A 15,646-nucleotide genomic window follows, 5' to 3' on the forward strand; every position below is an offset into this window, starting at 1 on the left:
TTATTGGAAGCTTAAACTCTCCTTATCAAATATTGATCCGAGTTCTGTTCTGGTGGATGGAGTTATATTAAGCTTAAACGGGAGCTGTAGGGCTCTTTGATCCGGCTTTTCTCCGAAGACTAAGATAATAGATGTCACACCTTGATTTTCATCGACTAGACTCTTAAGCTTAATCAAGTTGTTTTCGTACTTACTATCAGCAATCTTTATATATAGCTTTTGGATGACTTGTTCTTTTTCAGATTCCAGTTGAACTTTTGCGTTCTTCTTTAGTTTAAGCTTAGATCCTGGTCCATCATGAACAACTTGCTTAGTTTCTTTGTTGGATTTTGGTTCTTTTTTGGGAGGTTTTGTAGGGTCAAAATTTTTGAGATCTTCTTCCGTCACGAGCTCGACTTCATTAACCATCATTTTTAGATCATCAGAGAGATTTCCATCCCTATCTTTAGCATCAAATTTACCTTTGGCAATAATAACTGCATTTGGTTTATTCAAGATAGTGGCGAATTTTAAGTAAGCTTGAGGGAAGATGATGAGTTCTATTTCACCAGCTAGATCGGCAACTGTCATAAAGGCCATTTTATCTCCTTTTTTGGTAGTGATTTCTCGGCTCGCAGTTATTGTTCCTCCAACTATGCCAGATGCGCCATCAACTTCTTCTGGCTTAAGTTCAGAAATGTCTTCTGCGTTGTGTTTTAAATACTCTTCGTATTTATCGAGAGGATGTGCACTTAAGTACAAACCTAGAAGCTCACGCTCCCAGCTGAGCTTTTCGTGCTCTGGAGCCTCTTCTTCTGACTTTATAAGATTAAGTTTAGTCTGGGAATTAGTCGAGTCACCAAAAAGGTTAGATTGGTTACTCAGAGCCTCTTTATCTCTTTTTTGGGAAAATGCTATTAGAGTATCCAACTGATTTAGAAGACTTTGGCGAGTATAACCGAAGGAATCAAGGCCACCAGTTCTAATTAACGATTCAACTACTTTTTTATTTACTGCTGATGAAGATACTCGAACAAAGAAGTCTTCTAGATCTTTAAAAGTACCATTTGCATCACGTTCTTCAATTATTTTTTCTGCTGCTCCATGACCGACATTTTTAATAGCTCCAAGACCAAAACGAATTGTATTTTGATTTTTTACAATAGCGAAATCTGCAAATGATTCGTTTACATCTGGGTTCATAACTTTAATACCAGACTTTTTGCAATCTGATATTTCAATAGTGAGTCTATCAATATTATCTGCATCAGAGGTCATAAGAGCCGCCATAAAAGCGTCCGGGTAGTGCGCCTTCAAATAAGCAGTCTGGTATGCGATTAGACCATAACATACAGAGTGAGACTTGTTAAAACAGTAGTCAGCAAAAGCCTCTAGCTGAGACCAGAACTTTTCGGCAAACTCTCTTTTTACCCCACTATGCTCGATCATCCCTTCGACAAAGTCAGGTTTGACTTTATCCATCATGGCTCTATTCTTTTTACCAACTGCTTTACGCAAAGTGTCAGCTTGACCTCCGGTAAAGCCACACATGTCTTTTGAGATCTGCATGAACTGCTCTTGATAGACTAGGATCCCATAGGTATTTTTTAGGGCGTTTTCAAAACCAGGATGATCGAAAGTAACTTCTTGTTTGCCGTTCTTTCTTTCGATAAAGTCTGGGATAAACTGAATTGGACCCGGACGGTAAAGAGCAGTCATAGCGGCAATATCTTCAAATTCTTTAGGGATCAATTGTTTGAGATATTTGCGCATCCCACCAGACTCCAATTGGAACACTCCAGTAGTATCTGCCCGTTGTAACAATTCAAAAGTTTTTGCATCATCAAGTGGAATTGTGTCTATATCGATATCAATGCCATAAACTTTCCTGATAATTCTAAGAGCATTATTAATAATTGTTAAGTTACTTAAGCCTAAAAAGTCCATCTTAAGTAGACCTAGATCTTCGATTGGATTCATTGTGTACTGGGTTGCGAGACCTCCGTTTTTAGCAACGTAAAGAGGAGCGTAATCAGTAATATCTGATGGTGCAATAACTACTCCGGCTGCGTGGACTCCAGCATTTCTGATTGTCCCCTCAAGTCTAATTGCGATATCTAATATCTGTTTGTTCTCAGGATCCTGATAAGCAGCTTGTAATTCTTTATTTTCTTCTAAAGACTTTTTTAGTGGAATATGGCGACCCTGAACTGGTGGTGGAACCATTTTTGCCAGTTGATCAACCTTCCAAAGTGGAATACCCAGGACTCTACCTACGTCTCTTACGGCAGCACGAGCGGCCATTATGCCGTAAGTTCCAATGTTGGCAACTCGTTCAGTTCCGTACTTTTCGACACAATATTGTATGACTTCTCCTCGACGAGAGTCTTGTATGTCTATGTCGATATCTGGCATTGAGATTCTATCTGGATTTAAAAATCTTTCAAACAGAAGATCGTATTTTATTGGATCAATTTCTGTTATACGGATTGCATAAGCAATTATGGATCCCGCCGCAGAGCCTCTTCCTGGGCCAAAAATAATCCCCTGTTCCTTTCCCCAGTTTATAAAGTCCTGAACAATTAAGAAGTAGCCATTGAAGCCCATATTATCAATAACACTAAGCTCATATTCTGTACGCTCAATAATATCTTTTGGAATCTTCTTTTTAGCCTCTTCGATTGTAAGATTAGCTTTTTCATCTTCAGACACCCCACCATAACGCCACGCGACTCCTTGCCAAACCATTTTGTGTAGAGCCTCTTCTTCTGAAGAACCATCTTCTGTCTCAAACTTTGGAATTAGTATTTTGCCTAGCTCAAACTCTAAGTTACATCTATCTGCAATTTTTTTTGTATTTAAGATTAAATCTGGATGATCTTTCCAGCGCTCTAAAATATCTTTTGGGTCTGTTAAGAATAAATTAGTGTCTTTAAGAGAGAATCTATTAGGATCATCTAGATTTGAGGCTGTTGAAACACATAGGAGTACTTCGTGGACGTCTTGGTCACCATGCTCCAAATAGTGAGCATCACAAGTTACTACAGCTGGGACATCGAGCTCTTTACTAAGCTTAAGTAGTTGGTCGTTAATCTTTCTTTGTTCTTCCCAATGATGGCCATGATCTTGGAGCTCTAAATAATATCGATCTCCAAAAATATCTTTATAAAGATTGATTATCTTTTTTGCTTTTTCTACATGACCATTTCTGAGTGCATCACCAACCTCACCTCCTATACAGCCTGAAAGGCAGATGACACCCTCTGAGTATTTCTTGAGTAGATTGTGATCGATCCTAGGCTTAAAGTAATACCCGTCTCGATATGATATTGTAGTAAGTTTACAAAGATTTTTATAACCTTGCTCGTTCATGGCGAGTAAGATTAAATGAAACCTTTCTTTGTCTTTATCCTTATCTTTATCGGTATGTTTTCTAGCAGCTACGTAAAACTCGGAGCCAATGATTGGCTTAATATCTTCAGCTTTACATTTTTTATAGAGTTCAATGGCAGCGCCCATTGTCCCATGGTCAGTTACGGCGATAGCATCCATGCCGTATTCTTTAGTCTTAGAAACCATTTCTGGGATCTTCTGGAGCCCATCGAGTATCGAGAAGTGGGAGTGATTATGAAGATGTACGTAATCTGACGGCTTAAGATTAAGTGGGCTAGTAGAGGCTTTTTTAGTCTCTCTTTTTTTTGCAACACCAGTGCTGGCCTCTTCTATCAAAGCTCTACCCTCTTAAAATTACTCTCGCTTCAAACTTAAGCTTAATTATAGCACCAACAAAATCCCATGAATGAAGATAAGTTAGCAACAACCCTAATTTGCTAGCAAGATTTTTTCTCCTACTGGACTGTTTTTTGTGACTACCATATGACCCTCAATCATTTCTCCAGTTCTCATTGAGAAATCACCAGCTAGATAGACCTTTACTCTTTTACCATTAAAGTCAGCCTCATATTTTTTACCTAATGGTGATTGACTTTTAGTGTCTATAACTCTGTATTCTTTTATTATTCTCTGAAGTCTTTCTTGCTCAAAGAGCAAAACTGCTTCTTTGGCTTTTGCATTATCCCAAGGTGAGTTATCATGCCAAGTTTCTGAGCTTTCTGATAAAGTCTGCCTAAATTCATCAGTTAAATCATTTAGCTCTCTTTTGATTTGATCTAATCTTTTTAAGACTAGGTCTTTATCTTCTTGTAATATTTCCATATTTTTTTTACTTTAGTTTATATAATATGAAAATGCCATTACGAATATAAAGTAAAAAACACCTTCTAGGTGCCTAAGGGAGCTTATTAGCTCCATCTTTTAACAAACATTATAGCAAAACCACTTGTGTGTGACAAGTGGTTTTAAGGGTGATCGGTTAAAATCTTTTGTTTATTTATGTGTTTATGGAGTCTCGTCGTTCATTTTTATTTTATTAATTTGTTTGCTAATTGATACTATTACAAAAAATTAATATAAAAACAAGACTGATAATTTATGTGTTTCTATTGTACTTGAGTTTACAAATAAAATTACATTTTGATCTCAACGTCGCACCCCGCAGGCAGATTTAGACTCATTAGCCTGTCAATTGTCTGTGGAGTTGGATCAAGAACATCAATAATGCGTTTATGAACACGAGATTCGAACTGTTCCTGAGAGTTTTTATACTGAGAAGGAGCTCGAACTACACTATATAAAGTACGGCGTGTTGGTAAAGGAATTGGCCCATTAACTTTAGCGCCAGTTCTAGTAGCGATATCTACGATCTGCTTTGCAGATAGATCAGCTACTTTGTGATCGAATGCTTTAAGGCGAATTCTGATTTTTCCGGTTGCTTTAGTTGTTGTGGCCATATTCCTTTATTTACTATGATCTATTTTTAAGATTATTTAACGATCTTTGTAACAACACCGGCACCTACTGTGCGTCCTCCTTCACGGATAGCTAGGTTTAGACCTTCTTCCATTGCGATTGGTGAGATTAGTTTAACCTTGAAAGTGACAGTATCACCAGGCATGACCATCTCTTTGTCGGCTGGAAGCTCAACTTCTCCTGTTACATCAGTTGTTCGGAAGTAGAATTGTGGTTTGTAGCCTTTGAAGAATGCAGTGTGACGTCCACCTTCCTCTTTAGTTAGGATGTAAACCTCAGCTTCAAACTCAGTGTGCGGAGTGATTGAACCTGGTTTAGCTAGAACCTGACCACGTTCGATCTGTTCACGCTCAATACCTCGTAGGAGAAGTCCGGCGTTATCACCAGCTTGACCTTGGTCTAAAGACTTTTTGAACATCTCAACGCCAGTGATTGTAGTCTTTTGTGTATCTCGGATACCAACGATCTCTACTTCTTCACCAACTTTAATAACACCTTGCTCAATTCTACCTGTAGCAACAGTACCGCGTCCCTTAATTGAGAAGACGTCTTCGATTGGCATTAAGAATGGCTTATCAAGATCGCGAACCGGCTCTTTGATCCATTCATCAACAGCAGACATGAGTTCCATAATTGAGTCTTCAGCAGCACTATCACCTTCTAACGCCTTAGTGGCAGAACCTTTAACGATTGGAGAGTTTTCATCAAAGCCTTGTTTCTTGAGCTCTTCACGAATTTCATCTTCAACGAGCTCTACAAGGTCTGGGTCTGCAAGATCCATTTTGTTTAAGAAAACAACGATAGATGGTACACCAACCTGCTTTGCAAGAAGGATGTGCTCCTTAGTTTGCGCAAGAGGACCATCATTTCCAGCGACAACAAGGATAGCTCCGTCAATCTGAGCAGCACCAGTAATCATATTCTTAATGTAATCAGCGTGACCTGGCATGTCGACGTGAGCGTAGTGACGCTTTTCTGTCTCATACTCTACGTGTGAAGAGTTAATTGTAATTCCACGCTCTTGCTCTTCTTTAGCACCGTCAATTGTTGCAACAGTAGCGACTACGTCGTTAGCACCACCTGGTACTCTTTTTGCTAGTACAGCTTTAATAGCAGCTGTTAGGCTTGTTTTACCGTGGTCAACGTGTCCCATTGTTCCGACGTTAACATGTGGCTTGGTTCTTGAATAAGTATCTGCCATATCTTTTTTTAGATTTTAACCTTTTTTAATTAATGTTTTGATTAATTTGATATTTCAGTTTTCTCTTGAAACAATCTTTTAGCCCGCTAGAGTTACTACACTTTAAAATCTGTAGTTTTTCTATTGATACAGCCTTAACGTTTTAGCCTGCATCAATAGTTATCAGTGGAACTCGGATCAGCTCAGAGAAATACTAAACTTAATTTTACACTAGAGGTAGTGCATTTTGCAAACCGCTATTAGCTCAACTTAAAGAAATCTTGCCCAGGGTCTTTCGTCCTCAAATGGCCAACTAATTATTTTAGGAGGTAAATCAAAAGCGATATTACTTACTAGTGCACCTATATTATCCATAAATAAAGTCTTAAGTAAGCTAATAGCCTCTCTATGAGGGATTACGGATGGTAAGTCGAGATCTTCTGGAAAGTGACTTGATCTAAATCCCATGTCTTCTTCGGCATCTTTTTTTAAATCTTCAGAGTGAGGATTATCAGCCAGCTGAAGAGTTGGAGTTTTTTCCGGATGTAGCTCTGCCTGCGCAATAGCCATAAATAAAACCGGTTTAATTAAACTTAACTGGAATTATACGCCTACTATGTATTTAATCAACATCTGTTGTTGTATTGTCTGGGCTAGAATCTGCCTTCTCCTGATTATCAGTGAGTGGAGGGATTGATAATAAGTTTTCAACACAACTAGGAAAATGTGAGGTTATACGCCATACTTCCCGGGCAATGCTACAGAGATACTCGAGTGGCTTAAGTCCCTCAATCGTTATGTCTGGACTCTTTTTAAAAGGGCTTGCACCAATATTCTTAGTCATGCTTCTTGTCATAAAGTTTACCTAAGTCTTCTATCTCGTTTTTTGCTATTTCTCTAAAGACCTTATCGACAATTGCCCCCATTCTTTCTACTTCGCCTCCTGATGGTGGTGGAGTGGCTGACGGACCTATAGCATACGAAGGATCTGTAGCACGAGTAACTGTTGCCCCAATCCCAGGTCTCTTACCCGTAAAAGACCGGTCGCGTGGGGCGCGATGCATCTGGGCTTGGTGGATAGAAGCATCTTCCTTTGGAACTCCACCGTACATATTATTTTCCTTACTCCTCGGATTTTTTACCGCGCTTAGAGATGATCTCTTCGGCTACATTTGGTGGAACTTCTGCGTAGTGGTCAAGCTCCATCACTGAGTTTGCACGACCCTGTGACATTGATCGAAGATCAGTGGTATACCCAAACATGTTGCCAAGTGGAACAAAGGCAATGACTTCTTTTGCACCGTAAGCATCTTCCATACTTTCGATACGTCCACGTCGAGAGTTTAGGTCTCCGATAACATCTCCCATGAATTCTTCTGGAGTTGTAACTGTTACTTTCATGATCGGCTCCATGATGATTGGGGCAGCAACCTTAACGACATTCTGAAGACCGATAGAACCAGCAATTTTAAATGACATTTCTGATGAGTCAACATCGTGGTATGTACCGTCAAACAGAGTTACTTTAACATCTACAACTGGGTAGCCAGCAATAACACCGCTAGACATTGCCTCCTCGATACCAGATCTTACAGCAGGACGATACTCTTGAGGTACAACTCCTCCTTTAATTTCGTCTACGAACTCAAAACCAGCTCCACTTTCTAATGGCTCTATTCTTAGGTGTACATCTCCGTATTGGCCACGTCCTCCTGATTGACGGACGAATTTACCTTGAGCTTCAGCAGTCTTTTTGACTGTTTCGCGGTAAGCTACTTGAGGAGCTCCAATATTAGCCTCTACTTTGAACTCACGCTTCATCCTGTCAACCAGAATCTCTAAATGGAGCTCACCCATACCACGGATAATAGTCTGAGCAGTTTCAGGGTCAGTTGCTACTTTAAAAGTTGGATCTTCTTCTGCAAGACGTTGCAGAGCAAGTGACATTTTTTCTTGATCTTGTTTAGTTTTTGGCTCAATAGCAATTGCTACAGGTGGTTCAGCGAAGGTAATATTTTCGAGTAAAATTGGCTTTGCAACATCACATAGTGTATTTCCAGTAGTTGTACCTTTAATACCAACTATTGCAGCAATATCACCAGCGCGAATCTCATCGATATCTTCACGCTTATCAGCGCGGAGTCTTACTAAACGCCCCACACGTTCTTTTTCTCCGGTAGATGAATTTAATACGTAAGAGCCTGTTTTTAGAACTCCAGAGTAAACACGGAAGTAACAAAGTTTTCCTACAAATGGATCATTAGTAAGCTTAAACGCTAGGCCAGATAAAGGCTCGCCATCATCTGGCTCTCTTGAGATTTTATCTCCAGATTTTGTATCCTCTCCCCAAATGGTTCCAGCATCAATTGGTGAAGGTAGATAATCAACCATTAGGTCTAATAGAGCTTCGACAATTACCCCTCTACCGTCACCTCCAGAAACTAAATATATATCCCCGCTTATAACGGCTTTTCTTAAGGCAACTTTTAATTCTTCATTAGTAATTGAGTCTTCACCCTCTTCTAAGAAGCGCATCATCAACTCATCATCCGCTTCAACGGCATTCTCGACTAGCAGAGACCGTGCATTTTTTGCTTTTTCTAGCATGTCTGCTGGGATTTCTCCTTCAATCAGCTCTTTATCAGCAAACTCTTTGTATGTATATGCCTTCATCTCAACCAGGTCGACAATACCATTAATGTCTTTTTCGAATCCTATTGGTAAATGTACTGGAATTGCTTTTTTGCTAAGGCGAGCGTGAATACTTTCGAGTGACTTGTAGAAGTCTCCACCGATTTGGTTAATCTTATTGATAAAGCAAAGTCGAGGTACTCCATATTTTGTTGCCTGACGCCATACGGTTTCAGTTTGAGCTTCGACACCAGACTTACCATCAAAGACAACAACAGCACCATCGAGTACGCGCATAGAACGCTCAACCTCAACAGTAAAGTCAACATGACCAGGAGTATCAATAATATTAATCTGTTTGCCCTTCCAGAAGCATGTTACAGAAGCGGCTACGATTGTAATACCACGTTCACGTTCCTGCTCCATCCAATCGGTAGTTGTCTCACCTTCGTGTACAGCACCGATCTTATGGCTCAATCCTGTTCGATATAAAATTCCTTCTGTAGTTGTAGTTTTACCGGCATCGATGTGAGCGATAATTCCGATGTTTCTAAAATCATTGATATCTGTTTTGGCCATAATGTCCTTCTCTTTTAATTATTACTTCTTTAAGATTAAAAAGTCGAGATTATAGTAAAGAGTAATCTCGGCTGACTTTTATACTGTTATATTGTACCACAAACTGTAATTAATTCTAAGATGAGTTATGATTGTTTAAACATGATAAGAAAACAAGTTGTTATTTACATCCCAGGCCTAGGAGATAATAAACCAAGAGGACAGAAGCTTGCTTTAAATTTATTTAGAATATTTGGCATTAAGCCATACTACTTTCCGATAGGCTGGGCAGATTCTGATACTTATGAAAATAAGATGGATGAACTGGACAGTTTAATATATAGGTTTTATAAAGACTCATCCGTTAATCTGTTTGCGGCCAGCGCTGGAGCAAGTGCTGCAGTTAATTCTTATGCCAGAAACCTAGATAAAATAAACTCAGTAAGTTTAGTTTGCGGAAAAATACAAAATATAAATAAAATTCACTCTAGTTATTATTCTAAAAATCCAAACTTTAAAGATAGCGTAATCGAGCTGGAAGATAGTTTAAGCAAACTAAATACAAATTCTAGAGCCAAAATATTATCAATTAGACCTCAAAAAGATCCTGTTGTAGCACCAAAAGATACAATAATTGAAGGAGCCAAAAATTTACAAAGTTTCACCTATGGTCACACCCCTACAATAATCCATTATCTGACACTTGGAAATCCAAGAATAGTTTGGTGGATTAAAAAAAATAGCAAGAACTAAATTTTTCGGGTATAATATCTTACTAATCACTTTAGGAGAGGTGTCCGAGTGGTTTAAGGAAACGGTCTTGAAAACCGTCGTGCCGGCAACGGTACCGTGGGTTCGAATCCCACCCTCTCCGCCAGAAGTTGAAATTATATGAATTTTGTTGACGTTAACGACTTAGAGAATGTTTTAGCCTGCCCTAAATGTGGAGGGCCACTTAAAAAAGTGAGCTGGAAGATAACTGCGGGTTTTTTTGATCCTGGCAAAGAGGTAGAACAAACCGCACTGCAATGTCCTGATGATGATGAATTTATTAGTTTTGAAGTATCTACTGGAAACTTATCAAAGTTCGCTATTCTTCCTGATGACTATGATGATGGACAACAATCAAATGAATTAGCATAAATATAAAGCCCTAACGGGTTTTTTGTTATATGATTTATTTATGATGAAGAGAGTTATTGTTAATGATTTGATGCAACAAGGTTACACTTATGAGTTAAGCGAGCCCGTTGGAAAGAATTTTGACGCTAATTTCAAGCCAGAGCTAACTCCAAAAGAAATATTAGAGTTGGGGGTTTTTGGTGGCAAATACATGACTGATTGTAAGGATGAGTTTCCGGATGATTGGTTTGAAAATGCAAAGTTAAACCACGAGTTTCATGATCCTAAATTAAATTGTTTTGGAGTCAACGCCTCGCAAAGCTTGCGAGTTTGGAGAGAGAAGGGCTGGATACATGAGGATGACCCTAGGGGTTGGTTCCAGTGGTACTGTAGGTATTATATGGGTAGACGTCATGAGGATGATGAAAGACAAATTAAACGATGGGTTAACATGAGACGCCATACTTCGCAAATTAAAAAAGCTTGCATACAAGGAGATTTTGATTGCCACAGAAAACAACGTCAAGCCGTTTTGCACTGGGCTTACGACAGTAGAAAGATCTAGTGAATAAAACTTAGGTGATTTTTCTGTATTTTTTCTGGAAAATAAACTTTATTTAGTACTTTTTATTTTTTCACTTTTTTTAAACCTTGCCGGGCAAAAGCCAGAGCATGGACTTCTTTTGCCCCTGCTTGTTTTAGAACACTGGCTGCCGAATTCAAGGTTGAACCTGTCGTGACTACATCATCAATCAGGATAATAGTTGAATTTTTTATAAGTAGTTTTCTGTAAGGTTTAAAGAATTTTTTTGATTCTTGCGATCTTTGTAATTTAGTGGAACCAATCTGATCGAATGAACTCACTCTAATTAGAAGTTGTCTGTACTTGAGTTTCTTACTTTTTGCCGAAGACTTTGCGATTATTCGGGCTTGATCCCAGCCCCTTTTTCTAGCTCTAGAGCCTGCAGTGGGGGCTGAAGTTATGATTATTTGATTTTTATCTTCAATATTTTCAACATTATTTACTAAGCTTAATATCGCTTTAGAAATTATTTTTGATGAATTATAAAGATTCTCAAATTTAAGTGATTTTACTAACATAGAAGTTGCAGAAAAACTATAATCTGAGTACCATACGACTGAGTCTAAACTTTGATGTTTGTAGCATTTTTTACATATTCCATTGAGAGAACACTTAATAGGCTTACTGCACAAATAACATATTCTAGACGCATGAGGATCTCGGATTTGCTCAAGGCAATTTTGACAACATATCTCGCCTTCTTTTCGACATCCTATACAGTGGTGAGGAGCTATCGAACTAAGTAGTAAATCAAGGTATTTCATGGCAGTATTGAGGTTAAGTTTACTCGGCAATCTTGCAATAACTCTTATTATAGGTTTAGAATGTACTTTAATACAAATTTATTTTTGTGAAATAGAGAAAAACCTGGAGGGGTAGTAAACTAAGATAGCTATGGCTAGAAGAAAACAAGTGCCTACAAACGATGACAGTATGCTGCTAGAAGATGATGCATTTGGCGCAGCTTTTTTAGATGAAGAGTTAGTACTGGATGGCGACCAAGAACCAAATATGGATGAAGAGCCTACTGACGTAGCCGTAGTAGAAGAAGAAGTGGTTGAGCTTGAGGAAGAGGACGCCCAGCTTGCTGTTGACCTTTATGAAACTGAAGATAAGTTAATCTTAAAAGCACGTGTAGCAGGAGTTGATAAGAGCGATATTGATCTTGAGCTCAATGAAGGTGTAATTACAATTAGTGGAGTTTTAAGCAGTAATGATAGTGATGAAATTACTCAATACCATTTACAAGAATGTTACTGGGGTAAGTTCTACAGACAGGTAAAGTTCCCGGTTCCTGTTAAAGAAGATGAGGAATCTATTGATGCAGTACTGGATGAGGGTGTATTAATCCTAACTTTCATCAAAGAAAAAACTGATACTGCAAAAAAGATTAAGATTAGTTAGACTTAATTTTAAGAGCAAATTGAAAAAGACGCTTGAGACATCAGGCGTCTTTTTGTAGAAAGGCACTTAATGCGATCGTTTTACTTTCTCTACTATTTTACTAACTTCTGGTGTATTGAGAGTCTTTTCAGGATGATTAAACTCGATGGAGAATGCTATTGATTTATTGTTAGAATCCTCTTTTTTGAAGATAGATATCGGTCTTAGCGTGAAGTTGATTCTAGAGTTACCTAGATGTTTCTTAAACTTAAGTCTAAGTTCTGATTCAACCTCGGCGAAGAGAGCCTTAGACGGTACTTTAATGGTGATATCTTGTAATATTGATGGGAACTTAATGAGTGGGTTGTAATTAGGATCTAAGCTAAAGTTTTCGCTTATAGTTACAAGGTCGAGCTCAAAACCTGCTGATGATTCTGGGAGCTTGAAGTTCTTAGTAATATCTTCGTTAAATTCACCGACAATTCCGCGGAGTTCAAACTTTGAGCCAACTTTAACTTCTAGACCAGCTGAGCGTTCTGATTGGAAAGGTGATGATATTGGAGCCAACGATTCAAATGCCTCTTTTTCAAGAGTAATGAATCTGTGCTCAATATTTAGGTAACTTAGAAGATTCTCTAAGTACTTTTTTGCGATATAATAAGTAGCTCCGTTGGATTTATCTTTATTGGCGTAAACAAAGCCAAGCCGCTGAAACTCTAATGGCAATTTAGTATCTTTTTCTAAAAGATTTTTTATGTGCGACTTCCCTAACTCAAATAGTGCAAACTGATCTTGACCAGATTTTAAGTTTGAGTGAATCTTATCAAGTAGATTTGGCACTAAGCTTAGCCTATAACATTGGAGCTCCGGACTTAGTGCATTACGGATCTTATAAGCCATCTCAGGATCCTGTCCAGCTCGCTTTAGTAACTTTTCGCTAACAAAGTTATAAGTTAAGACTTCGTTCGCTCCTAGTTTAGAGAGATGGGCTCTAATTGCTTTTTTTAGTTCAATAATTGGATCTTTTAGTACTGGAGCGACTCTTCTGATTGGGAGTTTTGCGTCAATTTTATTAAATCCGTAAAGTCTACCGATCTCTTCAATTATATCTTCTTCAAGTTCGAGGTCTGTTCTCCAAAATGGTGGCGTGACGCAAACTTCATCTAACATCTCGTGAGAATATATTTCTACAAGATTAAGGATATCGGATATTTGCTCACGACTTAAGTCTAGACCTAAAATTGTATTGACTTTTTGACGAGGCAAATTTAAATGCTCATATTCAAACTCTTTTTTATTACTAATTATTACTTCACTAGATTTTGAGTTTGGTAAGAATTCTTTGACCATATCTATAGCTTTTGCTAAGACAATCTTGGTTTGAGCTTCTGGCTGGCTTTTCGTGAATCTAGTTACTGCGTCTGTAAATAATCCGTGGCGCATGCTTGTTCTACGGATTGCATACATATTAAAGTTCGCTGATTCTATAACTATATTCTTTGTATTATTATCAACCTCGGAGTTCGCCCCACCCATTACACCTCCAAGAGCAATTGGATTCTTTCCATCTGTAATAACTATGTCTGATTTATCTAAAGTGATTTCTTTGCCTCCTAAGATTGTAAGCTTCTCACTATTTTTAGCTTTTCTAATATTAATCTTTGTGCCTAAACCTGATTTGATCTTGTCATAGTCAAAAGCATGTAGAGGCTGTCCTGTTAAAATCATTAAATAATTGGTTATATCTACAATATTATTAATTGGTCTAATGCCAAGTTTATAAAGAGTCGCTTTGAGCCAAATTGGACTCGGTTCTACTTTGATATCCTCGATACAAACTGCGCTGTATTTTGGGACGACATCTTCGATACTATTCTCAACTTCTAACTTAAGTTTAGAAGTAGCTTTTGGGAAAATTGGGTCTATATTTTTATACCAATCTGGAGATTCAAAATTAATTGATTGTATTCCAGCAATTTCTCTAGCGATACCGATGTGTCCAAAGCAATCTGGACGATGGGTAAACATCTTGTTCTCGAAATCTACGATAATGTCATCTAGACCAAAAAGATTTTTAAAAAGAGTCCCAGGTTTTAGTAATTTTTTGTTTAAATCTTTTTCTGTTAATTCTAGTATTCCAGAGTGATCTTCACTGATTGCAAGCTCTTTTTCGGATGCAAGCATTCCGTTGCTCTCAACTCCTCTAAGCTTAATTTTAGAAAGTACAAACGTTTCTTTATCATCATAGGTTGATGGGACTGTAGAGCCAGGTGAGATCCAAGCGACCATTATTCCCTCTTTGGCGTTTGGAGCTCCACAAACTACTTGTATTAATCCATCTTTATCTCGCTCTACCTTTTTTGCTGCTCCTCCATCATCAATTTTGCAAATATTAAGCTTATCAGCATCTGGATGCTTTTCTAGCTTTACAATTTTTGCAAGGTAGATTCCCTCGTATCTAGCGCCCCAGTTTATAATCTCATCAAATGCCCCGATTTGAGAGTTCAGCTTTTCTGCAAGATCAGCAGAACTTAAGTTTAATATCTTAGAGATATCCTTTTTTGAGATTTGCTGACCGAGATTAAATGAGTACTTCATAAGATTATTTTAATATTTAAAACTGTTTTAGGAACTTAAGCTTAGCGCTATGGAATAGGCGGACATCTTCAATACCATACTTCATCATGATTAATCTTTCGATACCACATCCAAATGCAAAGCCTGAATATTGTTTTGAATCTATACCTGCCATTTCTATAACATTTGGATGGATCATTCCGCAACCGAGGAGCTCAATCCAGCCTGATTGTGAGCAAATGTGGCATCCTTTTTTATCGCAGAACGGGCAAGAAAGAGCAAACTCAAAACTTGGTTCTGTAAACGGGAAGTAAAATGGATTAATTCGAGTTTCAACCTCTTTGCCGTAGTATGCAGAAAGAAAAGTCTTAAGTGTGGCTATTAAGTTGCCGACATTTACATCTTTATCGACATAAATTCCTTCGACTTGGTAGAAAGTATGCTCGTGCCGAGCATCGACGTCCTCATTTCTATAAACTCTATCTGGCACCGCTGCAGCGATTGGTAATCCAAGCTTCAGACTGTCTTTTCTTAAGCTTAAGATTCTGTTTTGCATCGTAGAAGTATGTGCTGGTGCTACTAGTTCTTCTTCTGTTACAAAAGTATCGTAGTCGTCTCTGGCGGGATGATCTTCTGGGAAGTTAAGAAGTAAACATGTGCCATGCATCATCAATATTTCTAGATTCAAATATTTCAAATCCAATTGAGTTAAATATTTCAGAAACTTTTTCGATTTCTTTTGAGAAATCGGATGGACACTTCCA

15 protein-coding genes and 1 tRNA gene are annotated in these 15,646 nt (G+C 38.1%); 5 read left to right on the forward strand and 11 right to left on the reverse strand.

Going from position 1 to position 15,646, the window contains the following annotated elements:
• The 8 genes from dnaE to fusA all read right to left on the reverse strand — a co-directional run bounded on the left by dnaE (window position 1) and on the right by fusA (window position 9,241).
• Window positions 1-3,708, reverse strand: coding sequence for a DNA polymerase III subunit alpha (gene dnaE, locus H6799_03325; protein ID USN97374.1), 3,708 nt, complete (start codon window positions 3,706-3,708; stop codon window positions 1-3).
• Window positions 3,709-3,801: 93 nt separating this feature from the next.
• Entirely contained in the window at window positions 3,802-4,194 is a 393-nt protein-coding gene (locus tag H6799_03330; protein ID USN97375.1) for a hypothetical protein, read from the reverse strand.
• Window positions 4,195-4,505: 311 nt separating this feature from the next.
• Window positions 4,506-4,829: a 30S ribosomal protein S10 gene (gene rpsJ / locus H6799_03335; GenBank protein USN97376.1), complete on the reverse strand. Its 324-nt coding sequence runs from the start codon at window positions 4,827-4,829 to the stop codon at window positions 4,506-4,508.
• A 32-nt stretch (window positions 4,830-4,861) separates the two neighbouring features.
• Window positions 4,862-6,049 (reverse strand): elongation factor Tu, encoded by a 1,188-nt coding sequence (gene tuf, locus H6799_03340; protein ID USN97377.1) that lies wholly within the window; start codon window positions 6,047-6,049, stop codon window positions 4,862-4,864.
• A 249-nt stretch (window positions 6,050-6,298) separates the two neighbouring features.
• Window positions 6,299-6,598, reverse strand: a complete 300-nt coding sequence (locus H6799_03345) for a hypothetical protein (GenBank protein ID USN97378.1) — start codon at window positions 6,596-6,598, stop codon at window positions 6,299-6,301.
• Window positions 6,599-6,650: 52 nt separating this feature from the next.
• Complete coding sequence (locus H6799_03350; protein USN97379.1) at window positions 6,651-6,884, reverse strand: hypothetical protein; 234 nt, start codon at window positions 6,882-6,884, stop codon at window positions 6,651-6,653.
• Window positions 6,865-7,140 carry a hypothetical protein gene (locus H6799_03355; GenBank protein USN97380.1) on the reverse strand — a complete coding sequence of 92 codons (276 nt, stop codon included), beginning with the start codon at window positions 7,138-7,140 and terminating at the stop codon, window positions 6,865-6,867. The genes H6799_03350 and H6799_03355 overlap by 20 nt, the downstream gene beginning before the upstream one ends.
• A gap of 10 nt (window positions 7,141-7,150) precedes the next feature.
• The gene (fusA, locus tag H6799_03360; protein ID USN97852.1) at window positions 7,151-9,241 is read right to left on the reverse strand and encodes an elongation factor G; all 2,091 of its coding nucleotides are present in this window, start codon (window positions 9,239-9,241) and stop codon (window positions 7,151-7,153) included.
• A 138-nt stretch (window positions 9,242-9,379) separates the two neighbouring features.
• Here fusA and H6799_03365 point away from each other — a divergent pair, with 138 nt between their 5' ends.
• The 4 genes from H6799_03365 (at window position 9,380) to H6799_03380 (ending at window position 10,904) form a co-directional block, all read left to right on the forward strand.
• A complete protein-coding gene (locus H6799_03365; protein USN97381.1) occupies window positions 9,380-9,970 on the forward strand; it encodes a hypothetical protein in 591 nt (196 codons plus the stop codon).
• Window positions 9,971-10,004: 34 nt separating this feature from the next.
• Window positions 10,005-10,094 (forward strand) — tRNA-Ser (locus H6799_03370).
• Window positions 10,095-10,108: 14 nt separating this feature from the next.
• Window positions 10,109-10,360, forward strand: a complete 252-nt coding sequence (locus tag H6799_03375) for a hypothetical protein (GenBank protein USN97382.1) — start codon at window positions 10,109-10,111, stop codon at window positions 10,358-10,360.
• A gap of 43 nt (window positions 10,361-10,403) precedes the next feature.
• Window positions 10,404-10,904: a hypothetical protein gene (locus tag H6799_03380; protein ID USN97853.1), complete on the forward strand. Its 501-nt coding sequence runs from the start codon at window positions 10,404-10,406 to the stop codon at window positions 10,902-10,904.
• 62 nt (window positions 10,905-10,966) lie between these two features.
• On the opposite strand, the gene H6799_03385 is transcribed toward H6799_03380, so the two are convergent.
• The gene (locus H6799_03385) at window positions 10,967-11,440 is read right to left on the reverse strand and encodes a ComF family protein (GenBank protein ID USN97383.1); all 474 of its coding nucleotides are present in this window, start codon (window positions 11,438-11,440) and stop codon (window positions 10,967-10,969) included.
• Window positions 11,441-11,816: 376 nt separating this feature from the next.
• Here H6799_03385 and H6799_03390 point away from each other — a divergent pair, with 376 nt between their 5' ends.
• Window positions 11,817-12,326 carry an Hsp20/alpha crystallin family protein gene (locus H6799_03390; GenBank protein USN97384.1) on the forward strand — a complete coding sequence of 170 codons (510 nt, stop codon included), beginning with the start codon at window positions 11,817-11,819 and terminating at the stop codon, window positions 12,324-12,326.
• Window positions 12,327-12,392: 66 nt separating this feature from the next.
• On the opposite strand, the gene pheT is transcribed toward H6799_03390, so the two are convergent.
• Window positions 12,393-14,903 carry a phenylalanine--tRNA ligase subunit beta gene (gene pheT, locus H6799_03395; protein USN97385.1) on the reverse strand — a complete coding sequence of 837 codons (2,511 nt, stop codon included), beginning with the start codon at window positions 14,901-14,903 and terminating at the stop codon, window positions 12,393-12,395.
• 16 nt (window positions 14,904-14,919) lie between these two features.
• Window positions 14,920-15,630 carry a hypothetical protein gene (locus H6799_03400; protein USN97854.1) on the reverse strand — a complete coding sequence of 237 codons (711 nt, stop codon included), beginning with the start codon at window positions 15,628-15,630 and terminating at the stop codon, window positions 14,920-14,922.
• Between the last annotated feature and the right edge of the window lie 16 nt (window positions 15,631-15,646).

It is taken from the genome of Candidatus Nomurabacteria bacterium (assembly GCA_023898665.1).
Classification (GTDB): Bacteria; Patescibacteriota; Saccharimonadia; order Saccharimonadales; family HK-STAS-PATE-42; genus HK-STAS-PATE-42.

Excerpts from the sequence above, each read along its gene's own strand:
- H6799_03330 (USN97375.1), bottom strand. The coding sequence starts at position 4,194 with ATGGAAATATTACAAGAAGATAAAGACCTAGTCTTAAAAAGATTAGAT.
- rpsJ (USN97376.1), bottom strand. The coding sequence starts at position 4,829 with ATGGCCACAACAACTAAAGCAACCGGAAAAATCAGAATTCGCCTTAAA.
- tuf (USN97377.1), bottom strand. The coding sequence starts at position 6,049 with ATGGCAGATACTTATTCAAGAACCAAGCCACATGTTAACGTCGGAACA.
- H6799_03345 (USN97378.1), bottom strand. The coding sequence starts at position 6,598 with ATGGCTATTGCGCAGGCAGAGCTACATCCGGAAAAAACTCCAACTCTT.
- H6799_03350 (USN97379.1), bottom strand. The coding sequence starts at position 6,884 with ATGACAAGAAGCATGACTAAGAATATTGGTGCAAGCCCTTTTAAAAAG.
- H6799_03355 (USN97380.1), bottom strand. The coding sequence starts at position 7,140 with ATGTACGGTGGAGTTCCAAAGGAAGATGCTTCTATCCACCAAGCCCAG.
- H6799_03365 (USN97381.1), top strand. The coding sequence starts at position 9,380 with ATGATAAGAAAACAAGTTGTTATTTACATCCCAGGCCTAGGAGATAAT.
- H6799_03375 (USN97382.1), top strand. The coding sequence starts at position 10,109 with ATGAATTTTGTTGACGTTAACGACTTAGAGAATGTTTTAGCCTGCCCT.
- H6799_03380 (USN97853.1), top strand. The coding sequence starts at position 10,404 with ATGAAGAGAGTTATTGTTAATGATTTGATGCAACAAGGTTACACTTAT.
- H6799_03385 (USN97383.1), bottom strand. The coding sequence starts at position 11,440 with ATGTTAGTAAAATCACTTAAATTTGAGAATCTTTATAATTCATCAAAA.
- H6799_03390 (USN97384.1), top strand. The coding sequence starts at position 11,817 with ATGGCTAGAAGAAAACAAGTGCCTACAAACGATGACAGTATGCTGCTA.
- pheT (USN97385.1), bottom strand. The coding sequence starts at position 14,903 with ATGAAGTACTCATTTAATCTCGGTCAGCAAATCTCAAAAAAGGATATC.